The 15,089-nt window shown below is 69.4% G+C and carries 13 protein-coding genes; 5 read left to right on the top strand and 8 right to left on the bottom strand.

The window, feature by feature from the left end:
* Positions 1 to 54 precede the first annotated feature (54 nt).
* From H9Y04_RS06335 to H9Y04_RS06315, 5 genes are all read right to left on the bottom strand, one after another.
* Complete coding sequence (locus tag H9Y04_RS06335) at positions 55 to 1,035, bottom strand: zinc metalloprotease (protein ID WP_187812663.1); 981 nt, start codon at positions 1,033 to 1,035, stop codon at positions 55 to 57.
* A 294-nt stretch (positions 1,036 to 1,329) separates the two neighbouring features.
* Complete coding sequence (locus tag H9Y04_RS06330; RefSeq protein WP_187812662.1) at positions 1,330 to 3,006, bottom strand: alkaline phosphatase D family protein; 1,677 nt, start codon at positions 3,004 to 3,006, stop codon at positions 1,330 to 1,332.
* 82 nt (positions 3,007 to 3,088) lie between these two features.
* Positions 3,089 to 3,886, bottom strand: a complete 798-nt coding sequence (locus H9Y04_RS06325) for a DsbA family protein (protein ID WP_187812661.1) — start codon at positions 3,884 to 3,886, stop codon at positions 3,089 to 3,091.
* A gap of 71 nt (positions 3,887 to 3,957) precedes the next feature.
* Positions 3,958 to 4,635 (bottom strand): hypothetical protein, encoded by a 678-nt coding sequence (locus H9Y04_RS06320; protein WP_187812660.1) that lies wholly within the window; start codon positions 4,633 to 4,635, stop codon positions 3,958 to 3,960.
* Between the two features lie 64 nt (positions 4,636 to 4,699).
* Positions 4,700 to 6,028, bottom strand: coding sequence for a DUF2252 domain-containing protein (locus H9Y04_RS06315; protein WP_187812659.1), 1,329 nt, complete (start codon positions 6,026 to 6,028; stop codon positions 4,700 to 4,702).
* Positions 6,029 to 6,186: 158 nt separating this feature from the next.
* Here H9Y04_RS06315 and dnaE point away from each other — a divergent pair, with 158 nt between their 5' ends.
* Positions 6,187 to 9,732 (top strand): DNA polymerase III subunit alpha, encoded by a 3,546-nt coding sequence (dnaE, locus tag H9Y04_RS06310; protein ID WP_187812658.1) that lies wholly within the window; start codon positions 6,187 to 6,189, stop codon positions 9,730 to 9,732.
* A 92-nt stretch (positions 9,733 to 9,824) separates the two neighbouring features.
* Here dnaE and H9Y04_RS06305 read toward each other — a convergent pair whose 3' ends face one another.
* A complete protein-coding gene (locus H9Y04_RS06305; RefSeq protein WP_187812657.1) occupies positions 9,825 to 10,001 on the bottom strand; it encodes a hypothetical protein in 177 nt (58 codons plus the stop codon).
* Between the two features lie 296 nt (positions 10,002 to 10,297).
* On the opposite strand from H9Y04_RS06305, the gene H9Y04_RS06300 reads away from it, so the two are divergent.
* The 4 genes from H9Y04_RS06300 to H9Y04_RS06285 all read left to right on the top strand — a co-directional run bounded on the left by H9Y04_RS06300 (position 10,298) and on the right by H9Y04_RS06285 (position 14,264).
* Complete coding sequence (locus H9Y04_RS06300; protein WP_187812656.1) at positions 10,298 to 11,551, top strand: NYN domain-containing protein; 1,254 nt, start codon at positions 10,298 to 10,300, stop codon at positions 11,549 to 11,551.
* Positions 11,552 to 11,681: 130 nt separating this feature from the next.
* Positions 11,682 to 12,662 carry an ABC transporter ATP-binding protein gene (locus H9Y04_RS47695; protein WP_187813066.1) on the top strand — a complete coding sequence of 327 codons (981 nt, stop codon included), beginning with the start codon at positions 11,682 to 11,684 and terminating at the stop codon, positions 12,660 to 12,662.
* 5 nt (positions 12,663 to 12,667) lie between these two features.
* Positions 12,668 to 13,480, top strand: a complete 813-nt coding sequence (locus tag H9Y04_RS06290) for an ABC transporter permease (RefSeq protein WP_308800908.1) — start codon at positions 12,668 to 12,670, stop codon at positions 13,478 to 13,480.
* 82 nt (positions 13,481 to 13,562) lie between these two features.
* On the top strand, positions 13,563 to 14,264 hold the full coding sequence (locus H9Y04_RS06285) for a DUF2567 domain-containing protein (RefSeq protein ID WP_187812654.1): 702 nt from the start codon (positions 13,563 to 13,565) through the stop codon (positions 14,262 to 14,264).
* A 34-nt stretch (positions 14,265 to 14,298) separates the two neighbouring features.
* On the opposite strand, the gene H9Y04_RS48945 is transcribed toward H9Y04_RS06285, so the two are convergent.
* Positions 14,299 to 14,373 carry a hypothetical protein gene (locus tag H9Y04_RS48945; RefSeq protein ID WP_465270599.1) on the bottom strand — a complete coding sequence of 25 codons (75 nt, stop codon included), beginning with the start codon at positions 14,371 to 14,373 and terminating at the stop codon, positions 14,299 to 14,301.
* A 131-nt stretch (positions 14,374 to 14,504) separates the two neighbouring features.
* The gene (ybaK, locus tag H9Y04_RS06280; protein ID WP_187812653.1) at positions 14,505 to 15,005 is read right to left on the bottom strand and encodes a Cys-tRNA(Pro) deacylase; all 501 of its coding nucleotides are present in this window, start codon (positions 15,003 to 15,005) and stop codon (positions 14,505 to 14,507) included.
* Between the last annotated feature and the right edge of the window lie 84 nt (positions 15,006 to 15,089).

Raw genomic sequence — 15,089 nt, 5'->3', positions numbered from 1 at the left:
CATCACGCCGGGTGCGAGCGGGGGAGCATCACGCGCGGTGCGAGCCGGGACGTGTCACGCGCGGTAGGCGGCCCAGCTGTCCTGCATGCGCTTGGCCTGGCCCGCGGTGAACTGGTACATGCAGTTGTCGTACGTGTAGTCCATGAAGTTGTGGATCGGGTCCACGCCCGCCTTGCGGGCGCAGGTGTCACGGCCCTCGGGGCACTCGTAGGCCGGGCTCTTCTCGGCGGCGGTGTCCTCGACGTAGTCGCCGTTGCCGTTACAGCCGCCCTGGAACGTGTGGTACAGCCCCATCCAGTGGCCGACCTCGTGGGTGGCGGTGTCGCCCTCGTTGTAGTTGGCGGCCGAGCCGCCCGGCAGCGAGGAGTCGAGCACGACGACGCCGTCGTCGGACGGGTTGGAGTTGTACGAGGACGGGAAGGTGGCCCAGCCGAGGAGACCGCCGCCGAGCTTGGCGGTGTAGAAGTTCAGGGCGTTCGCGCCGCCCTGGCGCAGCGAGGACTTCATCGCCTTCTCGGCGGTGGAGCCCGGCTGGATGCCGTTGTACCAGGAGGCGTTGTCGGTGTAGTCCGTGCCGGCCAGCGTGAACTGGAAGCCGGAGTCGGCGTTCCCGGTGCCCTGGCCGCCGAAGCCGGCGTTCAGTACGTCCATCTGCTTCGCGATGTCGGTGGCCGTGAGCTTGCCGGTGGCGCCGTCGTGGACGACGTGGAAGTACACGGGGATCGTGGCCGCCGCGGCCGTGGTGCGCTGACCGCTAGCGCGCAGCCGGTCGAGTCTCTGCTGCAGATCGGCGTCCATGGCCTTGGCCTTGGTCGCGCTGATCTCGTTGGGCTCGTTCGCGTGCGAGGCGCCGGCCTTGGTCTCCCGTGCGGAGCTCACGGTGGTCTCGTCGCATTCCTGCGCCGAAGGCGTGGCACCCGCGGCGACGGCTCCGCCCGGGGCGGAGAGCGGGGCCAGCATCAGGGTTCCGGCCACCAGGGCGGTGGACAGCAGCCGTCCCCGTGTACGGCGGGATATACGGGCAAGAGCCGACATGACGGTCTCCTCGTGGGGGCGAACGGCGAGGGACTTCCTCGCCGCCGCCGGGAGATTACGTGGCCATGTCAGATCTTGAGGAGCTTGGATCAAGTCCAATGGATCGTGCGGCGAATCGGGTCAAGCGGGAGAAAAACTCCTGTGCTGTCCGAGGTTTGAGATGCGGACGCAACAAGAGGAGTCACCGGGGCGGGTGGTGTGTCCGGGTTCGGGGTCCGGGACACACCACCTGCAGTGACGGTGTGATCTTCCGGTAACACGCGCTGTGATGGCCGGAATTCGACGGTGCGGAGGCTAGGCCACCGGCTTGTCCACTCGCTCGGCCTTCTGCGTGCCGCTCGCCGTGCGGTACGAACGCGCCCACCGCGCCGTCGCGTTGAGGTCGGTCTTGTCGGACAGGACGTAGTAGTCCATCTGCGTCCGCGCGGCCGTCACGTCGAGCACGCTGTAGCCGTGGCTGTCCATGTCGAGCCACTTCACATGGCGGTTGGCCGCCTTGATCGCACCGGCCGCGACGAGCGAGACCGTGTGCGGGGCGACGCCGAGGATGTCGTCTATGTTGTCCGAGGTCACCGACGTGACCACGAACTCGGTCGCGGCGGACCGCGAGAACGGGTACGTGGCGGCCTTCAGGGGTACGTCGTTGGCCCAGGCCATGTGGATGTCGCCGGCCAGGAAGACGGTGTCCTTGATCCCCTGGTCCGTGAGATGCGCGAGCAGTTCACGGCGGTCGTCGGTGTAGCCGTCCCACTGGTCCACATTGACCGCGAGGCCCTCCTTGGGCAGGCCGAGCAACTCCGCGAGCGGGCCGAGCAGATGGGCCGGTACGGACCCGAAGGCCACCGGCGAGATCATCACCGAGGTGCCGACCAGCTTCCACTGCGCCTGCGAACGGCTGAGTCCCTCCTTCAGCCAGTCCAGCTGGGCGCGGCCGGTGATCGTGCGGTTGGGGTCGTCCACCTTGCCGCTGCCGATGCCCGCCTGCTGGTCGCGGAAGGAGCGCAGATCGAGCAGATGCAGATCCGCGAGCCTGCCGTAACGGATCCGGCGGTAGACCGTCCCCTCGGTGGCCGGCCGCACCGGCATCCACTCGAAGTAGGCCTGCTTGGCCGCCTTCACACGGTCCGCGTACGGGCCTTCGGACGCGGGCGTGTGGTTCTCGGCGCCGCCCGACCAGGCGTCGTTGGCCACCTCGTGGTCGTCCCAGATCGCGATGACCGGGTGGCGCGCCTGCAGGGCCTGCAGATCGGCGTCCGTCTTGTACGTGCCGTGCCGCAGGCGGTAGTCGGCGAGCGTGAGGATCTCGTGCGCCGGCTGCTGTGCGCGCAGGACCTGGTCCGTCGCGGGGTAGCCGCCGCTCGCGTACTCGTAGATGTAGTCGCCGAGATGGAGCACCGCGTCCAGGTCCTGGCGTGCGGCGAGATGGCGGTACGCGGAGAAGTAGCCCGCCTCGTAGTTGGCGCAGGAGACGACGCCGAAGCGGACGTTGCCCGCGGCCGCTTCGTACGCCGGGGTGGTGCGGGTGCGGCCGACGGCGGATGTCGTACCGCCTGCCGAGAAGCGGAAGTAGTAGTCGGTGGCGGCCTTGAGGCCGCGCACATCGGCCTTGACCGTGTGGTCGGAGGAGGCCCGCGCGGTCACCGTGCCCCGGGCGACGGTCCGGGTGAAGGACTTGTCCTCGGCGAGCTCCCAGCTCACCTCCGTATCCGGGCCCATGCCGGATCCGGGGGTGGCCGTGGGCGTCGGTGTGACGCGGGTCCACAGCAGGACGCCGTCGGGCAGCGGGTCGCCGGAGGCCACGCCGTGCAGGAAGGCGGGGGGCTCGGCGGCCCGTGCGGGCAGGGCGCCGGCCGCGAGGGGAGCGGCGACGGCGACGGTCGCGGCGGCCTTGACGACCGTACGGCGACGGGGAGTTGAGGCGGATGAGAGCTCGTGGGGAGCCTGGAGTCTACTGGTCACGAGCGCTGACATTACTGATCAGTAAGCGCCAAGAGCGGGCGAACCGGGAAAGTTCGCCCGCTCTTCAGCTGCCCGTCCCGAGCTGCTCGTCCCGTTACTTGGTGACGCCCGCCGTCTTCAGCGCCGCGTCCCAGCCGGCCGCGTCCGAAGGTGTCTCGATCTTCTTGTCGTTGATCTTGATGGTGGGCGTCGAGTCCACGCCCTCGGCGTCGTCGAAGGACTTGCTCATCTTCATCGCCCAGGCGTCGTACGTGCCGCTCTTGACGTCGCTCTGGAAGTCCTTGTTGTTCTTCAGGCCGTCCACCGTGTTCGCCACCTTGATCAGGTAGTCGTCCTTGGCGAACTCGTCCGTGGACTCCTCGGGGTGGTACTCCTTCGAGTACAGCGCCGCCTTGTAGTCGAGGAACGCCTCGGGGCTGACGTTCAGGGCCGCGCCCAGAGCGCTCAGCGCGTTCTTGGACCCCTCGCCGCTGAGGTTGCCGTCGAGGAAGGTGCCGATCGTGAAGGACAGCTTGTACTTGCCGTCCTCCATGCCCTTGTTGACCGCCTCGCCGATGGACTGCTCCATCGCGGCGCAGCCCGGGCAGCGCGGGTCCTCGTAGAGGTGGACGGTGTTCTTGGCCGCGTCGCCGATGGTGACGGTCGAGCCGTTCTTGCCGGAGGTGTTCGCCGGGGCGACCACCTTGGCCTCGGCGGCCTTGTCCCAGCCACTCGGCTCGTTGGCCTGCATGATCAGGAAACCGGCGCCGGCCGCGACGGCGAGCACACCGACGATGCTCGCGCCCACGATGATCTGCCGGCGGGCCTTGTCCTTCTTCGCCTGGCGCTCGCGCTCGACGCGCAGCCGCTCACGGGCCGCCGCCTTGGATGCCTGACTGTTGCGCTTGCTCATGACTCAATCTCCGTACTGTGTTTTCCCGGGGGCCCTGGACCCCCAGCGGGTGGATTCGCTTGACCGGTGGCTCAGACAGCAGCCGGGCAAGGCGGTCCACGCCGGCCCACACAGTGGGCGATGAGGAGCGGAGACAGGGGGCGCGTCTGCTGCGCGGTGCGCACGACGCGGCGTACGGGAGTGGGCCGCGTGGTGACCGCGGCCACCGCGATCCGCAGCGGCCGGAACGCCACCGCGACCATCGCGCGCACGAGCTGGGCGAAGGCCTGCTCGCCGCGGCGCAGCCAGGCCGCGGCACCCAGGCCGATCACGACGTGGGCCGCGAGCAGGAACCAGGCGGCCGAGGGGTCGGCCGACGCGAGCAGTTCGGCGGCCGGGCGTGCGCCCGCGCCGGACACCAGCGAGGCGCCCACGTCGGAGCCGCCGCACAGGACGTCGAGTCCGAAGGAGCGCAGGGTGCCGGCTATCGGGCCGCCGGTCTGGCCGTAACAGACGTGCTGACCGGTGGTGAACACCGTGTCCGCGGCGAGTTCGAGCGGCACCACGAGCGCCGCGATCGACCAGAAGCCGCGCTCGCGTCCTGCGAGCAGATACGCGAGGACGAACACGCCCCCGGCCACCGCGGCGACGGTGCCGAGCGGCAGCGGAACCTGCGAGAGCAGCACATGGGATGCCGCGGACAGCGTCACGACCAAGGCCGTGAAGAGCGCCGCCCGCAGCACCCTCGGCTGCGTCCCCGATATGTCCATCGCTGCGAGTCTGCCAGACGGATAAGTAAAGGTCGGCTCAGGGTTTCCTGTGAACGCCGGTCCGCTACAGACCCGGAATCCGGCCGTTGCGGAACAGGTCCACGAAGATCTGGTGATCCGCGCGCGCCCGCGCCCCGTACTCGTGCGCGAACTGCACGAGCAGCGGCGCGAAGCCCTCCTCGTCGGCGGCGATCGCGGCGTCGATGGCGCGCTCGGTGGAGAACGGCACGAGCCCGGTGTACCCGCTCTCGTCGTCCGCCGCCGCGTGCATCGTCGCGGTCGCCCGGCCGAGGTCGGCGACCACGGCGGCGATCTGCTCGGTGTCGTCGATGTCCGACCAGTCCAGGTCCACCGCGTACGGCGAGACCTCGGCGACCAGCTGACCCGAGCCGTCGAGCTCGGTCCAGCCCAGCCACGGGTCGGCGTGCTGCTGCAGGGCGCGCTGGGAGATCACCGTGCGGTGGCCCTCGTGCCGGAAGTACTCGCGGATCGCCTGGTCGGTGATGTGCCGCGAGACCGCCGGGGTCTGGGCCTGCTTCATGTAGATCACGACATCGTTCTCGAGGGCGTCGGAGTTGCCTTCGAGCAGGATGTTGTACGAGGGCAGTCCCGCCGAGCCGATGCCGATCCCGCGCCGGCCGACGACGTCCTTGACGCGGTACGAGTCGGGGCGGGTCAGCGAGGACTCCGGCAGGGTCTCCAGATAGCCGTCGAAGGCGGCGAGCACCTTGTAGCGCGTGGCCGCGTCCAGCTCGATCGAGCCGCCGCCGGGCGCGAAACGGCGCTCGAACTCACGGATCTCGGTCATCGAGTCGAGCAGCGAGAACCGGGTCAGCGAGCGGGCGTCGCGCAGCGCCTTCAGGAGCGGGCCCTCGGCGGTGTCCAGGGTGAACGGCGGCACCTCGTCGTCCTTGGCCCCCGTGGCCAGGGCGTGGACGCGCTCGCGGTAGGCGGCCGCATAGATCGTCACCAGCTCGGAGATCTGCTCGTCGCTGAGCGCCTTGGAGTAGCCGATCAGCGCGACGGAGGCGGCGAAGCGCTTGAGGTCCCAGGTGAAGGGGCCCACATAGGCCTCGTCGAAGTCATTGACGTTGAAGATCAGCCGGCCCGTGGAGTCCATGTACGTGCCGAAGTTCTCCGCGTGCAGATCGCCGTGGATCCACACCCGGCCCGTACGGTCGTCGAGGAACGGGCCGCCGTGCTGCTCGCGCTCCAGGTCGGCGTAGAAGAGGCAGGCGGTGCCGCGGTAGAAGGCGAAGGCCGAGGCCGCCATCTTGCGGAACTTCACCCGGAACGCGGCCGGGTCGGCGGCGAGCAACTCGCCGAACGCGGTGTCGAAGACGGCGAGAATCTGCTCGCCGCGCTCCTCGGCGCCCGTCTGCGTGACCGACATGCCTGGTGCCTCCTGGTGCAAGTGCTGGGGGACAGGTGTTCCGTCCGTACCAACGCTCGAAGGTACCCCTAAGTGCCCGCGACCTGTCAGTGGGCGGACGTAGACTTCATGGCCGCCCCCCTTGTCCGTCGCCGAGCGTTTCCCGGAGGTCTTTCGCCGTGACCAAGCCGCCTTTCACGCACCTGCATGTGCACACGCAGTACTCGCTCCTCGACGGTGCGGCGCGGCTCAAGGACATGTTCAAGGCGGCCAACGACATGGGCATGACCCACGTCGCGATGACCGACCACGGCAACCTGCACGGCGCCTATGACTTCTTCCACACGGCCACCAAGGCGGGTATCACGCCGATCATCGGCATCGAGGCCTATGTGGCCCCCGAGTCCCGGCGCACCAAGCGCAAGATCCAGTGGGGCCAGCCGCACCAGAAGCGCGACGACGTGTCCGGTTCGGGTGGTTACACCCACAAGACGATCTGGGCGGCGAACAAGACGGGTCTGCACAACCTCTTCAAGCTGTCCTCGGACGCGTACAAGGAGGGCTGGCTGCAGAAGTGGCCCCGTATGGACAAGGAGACGATCTCCCAGTGGTCCGAGGGGCTGATCGCCTCCACCGGCTGCCCCTCCGGTGAGCTGCAGACGCGCCTGCGCCTCGGCCAGTTCGACGAGGCACTCAAGGCCGCGTCCGAGTACCAGGACATCTTCGGCAAGGACCGGTACTTCCTGGAGCTGATGGACCACGGCATCGAGATCGAACGCCGGGTCCGCGACGGCCTGTTGGAGATCGGCAAGAAGCTCGGCATCCCGCCCCTTGTCACCAACGACTCGCACTACACGTACGCGCACGAGGCGACCGCCCACGACGCCCTGCTGTGCATCCAGACCGGCAAGAACCTCAGCGACCCCGACCGCTTCCGCTTCGACGGCACCGGCTACTACCTGAAGTCGACCGACGAGATGTACGCGGTGGACTCCTCGGACGCCTGGCAGGAGGGCTGCCGCAACACCCTCCTGGTGGCCGAGCAGATCGACACCACCGGCATGTTCGAGAAGCGCGACCTCATGCCGAAGTTCGACATCCCGGAAGAGGGCTACACCAACGTCACCTGGTTCAAGGAGGAGGTGCGGCGCGGCATGGCCCGCCGCTACCCCGGTGGCATCCCGGAGGACCGCCAGAAACAGGCGGACTACGAGATGGACATCATCATCCAGATGGGGTTCCCGGGCTACTTCCTCGTGGTCGCCGACTTCATCATGTGGGCCAAGAAGAACGGCATCGCGGTGGGCCCCGGCCGAGGTTCCGCGGCCGGTTCGATCGTCTCGTACGCGATGGGCATCACCGACCTCGACCCGATCGAGCACGGACTGATCTTCGAGCGGTTCCTCAACCCCGAGCGCGTCTCGATGCCCGATGTCGACATCGACTTCGACGAGCGTCGGCGCGTCGAAGTGATCAGGTACGTGACCGAGAAGTACGGCGCCGACAAGGTCGCCATGATCGGCACGTACGGAAAGATCAAGGCGAAGAACGCCATCAAGGACTCCGCCCGCGTACTCGGTTACCCGTACGCGATGGGCGACCGCCTCACCAAGGCCATGCCCGCGGACGTCCTCGGCAAGGGCATCGACCTCGACGGCATCACCAACCCGCAGCACCCGCGCTACAGCGAGGCGGGCGAGATCCGGGCGATGTACGAGAACGAGCCGGACGTGAAGAAGGTCATCGACACCGCCAAGGGCGTCGAGGGCCTGGTCCGGCAGATGGGCGTGCACGCCGCCGGCGTCATCATGTCCAGCGAGCCGATCATCGACCACGCCCCGGTCTGGGTGCGGCACACCGACGGCGTGACCATCACGCAGTGGGACTACCCGCAGTGCGAGTCGCTCGGCCTGATCAAGATGGACTTCCTGGGTCTCAGGAACCTGACGATCATGGACGACGCCGTCAAGATGGTGAAGGCCAACAAGGGCATCGATCTGGAGATGCTGGCCCTGCCGCTCGACGACCCCAAGACGTACGAACTGCTCTGCCGCGGTGACACGCTGGGTGTGTTCCAGTTCGACGGCGGCCCGATGCGTTCGCTGCTCCGCCAGATGCAGCCCGACAACTTCGAGGACATTTCCGCTGTTTCGGCCCTGTACCGGCCGGGCCCGATGGGAATGAACTCGCATACGAACTATGCGGAGCGCAAGAACGGCCGCCAGGAGATCACGCCGATCCACCCGGAGCTCGAAGAGCCCCTGAAGGAGACGCTCGGTCTGACCTACGGCCTCATCGTGTACCAGGAGCAGGTGCAGAAGGCCGCGCAGATCGTCGCCGGCTATTCGCTCGGTGAAGCCGACATTCTCCGTCGCGTGATGGGCAAGAAGAAGCCCGAGGAGCTGGAGAAGAACTTCGCCATCTTCCAGGCAGGTGCCCGGAAGAACGGTTATTCGGACTCGGCGATCCAGGCCCTGTGGGACGTGCTGGTCCCCTTCGCCGGCTACGCGTTCAACAAGGCGCACTCCTCCGCGTACGGTCTGGTCACCTACTGGACCGCGTATCTGAAGGCGAACTACCCGGCCGAATACATGGCGGCCCTGCTCACCTCGGTGAAGGACGACAAGGACAAGTCGGCCGTCTATCTGAACGAATGCCGGCGCATGGGCATCAAGGTGCTCCCGCCGAATGTCAACGAATCCGAGCAGAACTTCGCGGCGCAGGGCGACGACGTCATTCTCTTCGGCCTCTCCGCGGTGCGTAATGTTGGTACGAACGTGGTCGAGTCGATCATCCGCAGCCGCAAGGCGAAGGGGAAGTACACCTCCTTCCCCGACTACCTCGACAAGGTCGAGGCCGTCGCCTGCAACAAGCGCACCACGGAATCCCTGATCAAGGCCGGCGCCTTCGACACGATGGGGCACACCCGCAAGGGCCTCACCGCGCAGTACGAGCCGATGATCGACAACGTCGTACAGGTCAAGCGCAAGGAGGCCGAGGGGCAGTTCGACCTCTTCGGCGGCATGGGCGACGAGGGCGCATCGGACGAGCCCGGCTTCGGACTCGACGTCGAGTTCTCCACCGACGAGTGGGAGAAGACCTATCTCCTCGCGCAGGAGCGGGAGATGCTCGGTCTGTACGTCTCCGACCACCCGCTCTTCGGCCTCGAGCACGTCCTGCAGGACAAGGCGGACGCGGGCATCGGACAGCTCACCGGCGGTGACTTCTCCGACGGCGCGGTCGTCACCATCGGCGGCATCATCTCGGGCCTGCAGCGCAAGATGACCAAGCAGGGCAACGCGTGGGCGATCGCCACCGTGGAGGACCTCGCGGGCTCCATCGAGTGCATGTTCTTCCCGGCCACGTACCAGCTGGTGTCCACCCAACTCGTCGAGGACGCCGTGGTGTTCGTCAAGGGGCGCCTCGACAAGCGCGAGGACGTGCCGCGCCTGGTCGCGATGGAGATGCAGGTGCCCGACCTGTCCAACGCGGGCACCAACGCGCCGGTGATCATCACGATCCCGACGGTCAAGGTCACCCCGCCGATGGTCACCCGCCTCGGCGAGATCCTCGGCCACCACAAGGGCAACTCCGAGGTACGGATCAAGCTCCAGGGTGCGCGCAAGACCACCGTGCTGCGGCTCGACCGGCACCGCGTACAGCCCGATCCGGCGCTGTTCGGCGATCTGAAGGTGCTGCTCGGTCCCTCGTGCCTGGCCGGATAACCGGCTTCTGGATCAGATGAGTTGATACGCCAAGGGGCGCGCCCGCAGTGGACGCGCCCCTTGGGTGTGCCTGGACCGGACCTAGCCGGTACTCAGTTGTGGCCGAACTTCTTCTGGCGCTTACCAGGGTTGCCGCCGGCGAACTGCGAAGGGCTGGGCGCCTGCTCGGCCGCGGATTCGACCTGCTCGGCACCGCGCTCGGCCTGCTCCTGCTGCGCTCCGCGCTGCTGCTGGCCGCGCTGCTGCTGACGGTTCTTGTTCTTGGCCATGGTGATCTGCCTCCTGAGGGGGATCTAGGGGCCAGGGCCGAGACCACATTCACATATGGCGACATACACCGCATTTTGGAGAATTACCGTGCGTAATAAGGGCTGTCGGGGAGTGATTTTCCTGCGCGTATGAGAGTGATGGTCAGTTCATGCGCCCTACGCCACGCCGAAGATCGAGTTCCGGCCGTTAACCTCCGCGCCTTCGGGCAGACTCGAAGACAACCCCGTTGCAAACCCGCCCCGCATTCCCGCCTCACGCGGAGAGTCCCGGGCCTTTTGGGAAGAGGGTGGAACTCGTGGACCGCTGCGTTGTCCTGGTGGACGCCGGCTACTTGCTGGGCGCCGCCGCGAGCCTGCTCGCCGGAGAACCCTCACGGTCGCGGATCACCGTCGACCACGCCGCCCTCATCCAGGCCCTGCGAGAACGCGCCGAATCCGATACGCAGCAGCCACTGCTGCGGATCTACTGGTTCGACGGAGCCCCCGACCGCGTACCGCAGCCCGAGCACCGGCGGCTGCGCGTGATGTCCCGGGTCACCGTGCGCCTGGGCGCCCTGACCCGCAGCGACGGACGGTGGGCGCAGAAGGGCGTGGACGCCGCCATGCACGCCGAGCTGACCGAGCTGGCCCGCAACCGGGCCTGCTCGGACGTGGTGCTCGTGACCGGTGACGGAGATCTGCTGCCCGGCCTGATGTCGGCCAAGGAGCACGGGGTCGCCGTCCACCTGTGGGCCGTACAGGCCGCCGATGGTGACTACAACCAGTCCGAGGACCTCGTGGCCGAGGCCGACGAGCGGCGCGTGCTCGACCGGGCCTGGATCACCCAGGCCGTACGGGCCAAGGATCTCGGCGGGGTCTGTGCGCCGCCGCCCGTGCCCCGCCCCGAGATCGCCGCGATCCTGTCGGCGCCGCTGCCGGACTCGGCCCTGGCCGCCGCGGCCGAGCGGTCCGCGGAGGCCGCCGCGCAAGGGGGGCACCCCCTGCTCGAGCGAAGTCGAGAGCTTGGGGGAGGCTCGGCGGAGCACCAGTCGGCCGAGCGGCACACACCCGCCAAGGGCGTGCCCACGCCGAAGGACCTGGCGGCGCTGCGTGCGCCCGGCGCCGGTTCGGCGGCCCCGCACCCGCCGAACGCGACGCTGCGCTGGTCCTCCGACAAGGGCTGGGTCGACCGTCCCGGCACCCCCTCCGAGCCGGCCGAGGTCGCCTCGCTGCCGACGCTGGCGCAGGTGACGACCGCCGAGCAGCGCTGGGCGGACCGCGAGGAGGACATCACGACCGTGGGCGGCGATCCGTACGAGGTCGGCCAGGTCTTCGCGCGGCGCTGGCTGGCGCGGCTGCCGGATCCCGCGGGTCGGCAGAAGCTGTCGGTGCTCTACCCGCGGATTCCGCACCGGATCGATGGGGAGCTGCTGCGGTACGCCGCCCGTTTCGGGCTGCTCGCGCACAAGGACGACCAGATCGACGAGCATGATCGGTATGCGATCAGGGCCGGGTTCTGGCGGGAGATCGATGTGCGTACGGGGGCGGAGGCGGGGGCCTCGGCGGAGTGAGCCGGCCGGTTCGGTGGCGTGAGCGGGCCGGTTTGTGGGGGTCGGCGGCAAAGCGGTACCCCACGGTCCCGTAGGCTGCTCGGTCGTGAGTGCGCGCACAGGAACCGAGGCCGGGCACGGTGATGACGCCGTGTGTGTCGTGCGTGAGCTGGTCAAGACGTACCCGGCCACGCGTGGGCGGCGCGGTGTGCCCGCGACGCCCGAGGTCAGGGCCACCGACGGGATCTCGCTCGAGGTCAGGCGCGGGGAGATCTTCGGCCTGCTCGGGCCCAACGGCGCCGGCAAGTCCACCCTCGTACGGCAGCTCACCGGCCTGATGCGGCCCGACTCGGGCAGCGTCGAGATCCTCGGCCACGACATCGTGCGCCACCCTGAACGTGCCGCCCGGATTCTCGCGTATCTCGGGCAGGAGTCCACCGCACTCGACGAGCTGACGGTCGCCCTTGCGGCCGAGACCACCGCCAGGCTGCGCGGGCTGCCGCTCAAGGAGGCGCGCGTCGAGCGGGACGCCGTCCTCGACGAGCTCGGACTCGGCTCGCTGGCCTCGCGGCCGCTCAAGAAGCTCTCCGGCGGACAGCGGCGGCTCGCCTGCTTCGCCACCGCCCTGGTCGGCGAGCGCTCGCTGCTCGTGCTCGACGAGCCCACCACCGGGATGGACCCCGTCGCCCGCAGGGCCGTCTGGGCCGCCGTCGACCGGCGCCGGGCCGAGCGGGGGACCACCGTGCTGCTCGTCACGCACAACGTCATCGAGGCCGAGACCGTGCTCGACCGGGTGGCCGTACTCGAAGAGGGCCGCGTCATCGCCTGCGACACCCCCGGTGGGCTCAAGACCGCCGTCGCCGGCGAGGTGCGGCTCGAACTCGTCTGGCGCGAGAAGGCGCCGCTCGACGTGCCCGAGGTGTCCGCGCTGCGCGGCTCCGCCGAGGAGACCGGCCGGCGCTGGACGCTGCGGCTCGGACCCGACGAGGCGCGGGCCGCCGTCGCCGCCGTCACCGGGGGAGAGGCCTTCGCGGCACTGGACGACTTCACGCTGGCCACGCCGAGCCTCGAGGATGTCTATCTCGCACTCGGCGGCCGTACCGACAGAGCAAAGGGGCTGGTGAAGGCGTGAGCGTGGTGCCTGTCGAGGCCGTCGCGGGGGCGGTCGCCGCCACCGGCGAGGACACAGCGGCGGAGGCCGCACTCGCCCCCAAGGCGCGGCTGTTCCCATCGCTCGCCGCCGTCTACCGTGCCCAGTTGTCGCGGGCTCGGGTGGCCCGTATCCCGCTGCTCTTCGTGGCGACCTTCCAGTCCGTCGGGATCATGATCCTGATGCGCGGGGTCGTGGACGGCGGGTCCGAGGCGCGGGCCGTCGTCGCCGGCTCGTCCGTGCTCGTCGTCGCCTTCGTGGCGCTGAACCTGCTCGCCCAGTACTTCGGGCAGCTGCGGGCCAGCGGCGGCCTCGACCACTACGCCACGCTGCCCGTGCCGCCCTCGTCGGTGGTGCTCGGGGCGGCGGCCGCGTATGCCTCGTTCACCGTGCCCGGCACGTTCGTGACGGCCGTCGTGGGCAGCGTGCTCTTCGGGCTGCCGCTGACGCATCTGTGGATCCTGATCGCGGTGATCCCGCTCTCCGGCGCCGCGCTCGCCGGGCTCGGCGCCGCCCTCGGGCTGCTCGCGCCACGGCCCGAACTGGCCACGCTGCTCGGCCAGTTGGGTATGTCGGCGGCGCTCCTGCTCGGGGTGCTGCCCGCGGACGGCATGCCCGTGCTGCTGCAGTACGCGCGGGATCTGCTGCCCTCCACGTACGGCGTGGAGGCCTTCGCCGGTACGTTCGACAGCAGCCCGGACTGGGCCGCCGTGGCCCTCGACCTCGGGGTCTGCGCCGGTGTCGGTGTGATCTCGCTGGCCGCCGCGACCTGGGCTTACCGCAAGGCTTCCGTGCGCTGAGGGGTGGTCCGGCAGACGCCCGTGACCCCCGATCGGCGGCCCACCCCCTGGGCGTGACGGCGAGGCCTGGCACGATGGCAGGGTGACCGCACCGTTGACGCCGCCCCAGAAGCCGCACACGAACCAGCCGAGCGACCCCTGGCAGGCCCCGCCCCAGGTGCCCGCCGAGTCGTACGCGGCCGGCGGTCCCGGTCTCACCGCGGAGGTACGGGACGCCGTCCTGATCGTCATCGGGCTCGCGGTCACCGGTGTCGTCCTCGGGGTGCTCTGGGCCTGGCTCTCGCCGCATGTACCGCTGGTCTCGGACGGCAAGGCCGTCTTCCTCGGCGACACCGAGGGGGAGCAGGCGATCGGCTCGGACGGAACGTTCATCCTGCTCGCCCTGGCCTGCGGCGCCGTCACCGGAGCGCTGGTCTTCCTGCTCCGCAGGCACGGCGGCATCCCGCTGGTGATCGCGCTGGCCGTGGGCGGACTGCTCGCCTCCGTGGTCGCCTGGCAGCTCGGGCTGGTCTTCGGTCCCGGCGACGATGTCGTGGCACGGGCCAAGGAGGCCGGTGAAGGCGTGGCGTTCGACGCCCCGCTCGAGCTGAACGCCAAGGGGGCGCTGCTCGCCTGGCCGATCGCGGCGCTCGCGGTGCATCTGGCGCTGACGGCGCTGTTCGGGCCGCGCGACCCCGAGCCGCCGCAGCCCGCGGGGTGGGACGCCCCGCAGCCGAAGGACGGCTACGGGACGCCGCAGAGCCCGAGCAAGGACGGCTACGGGACGCCGCAGAGCCCGAGCTAGGTCCTCGCCGGCCCCCCGGCCAGGCCGACTCCTGCTAGGCGGGGCGCCTTCCGTGGTTGGCCTTGCCCTTTTTGATCCGCCATTTCCGCTTGCGCGTCTTCTTCGACATGTCCTCGGTACTTAGTCGAGAACAGGGCGTACGCATAGGGGGCCTGCGTGCGTCGGCTGCGGCCGGGCGGCGGCTTCGCGGCGGCTCGGCCGAGGGCGGCAGGCGGCCGGCCCGAGGTCGTCAGGCGGGCTTCAGCCGCGGCCGATGGGTGCGAGCACCGCATCCGTGAGCTTCGCGAGGTCGGCCGGTGAGAGCTCGACCTCCAGGCCGCGCCGGCCCGCCGAGATGCAGATGGTGTCGTGCGCGGAGGCCGAGTCGTCGAGGACCGTGCGCAGCTTCTTGCGCTGGCCGAGCGGGGAGATGCCGCCGCGTACATAGCCCGTGGTCCGCTCGGCCGCGGCCGGGTCCGCCATCGCCGCGCGCTTGCCGCCGACGGCGGAGGCGAGGGCCTTGAGGTCGAGGGTGCCGGCGACGGGGACGACCGCGACGGTCAGTTCGCCGTCCACGTCCGCGACGAGGGTCTTGAACACCCGCTCGGGCGAGACGCCCATCGCCTGGGCCGCCTCCTCGCCGTACGACGGGTGCGCGGGGTCGTGCTCGTAGCTGTGCACGGTGAACTCGGTGCCCGCCGTGGTCAGGGCCACCGTTGCCGGAGTGCCGCCGGGCTGCTGCTTCTTGGACTTCTTGGCCACTGGGATGCTCCGGGTCGGGTGTGGGTGCGGGTGCGTTTTCGGGTGCGGGTGAGTGGCGCTTGCGGCGGGCTGAGTTCCCCTACC

This window comes from Streptomyces polyasparticus, assembly GCF_014493765.1.
GTDB classification, from domain to species: domain Bacteria; phylum Actinomycetota; class Actinomycetes; order Streptomycetales; family Streptomycetaceae; genus Streptomyces; species Streptomyces polyasparticus.
This window is presented reverse-complemented; position numbering and strand designations above follow the sequence as displayed.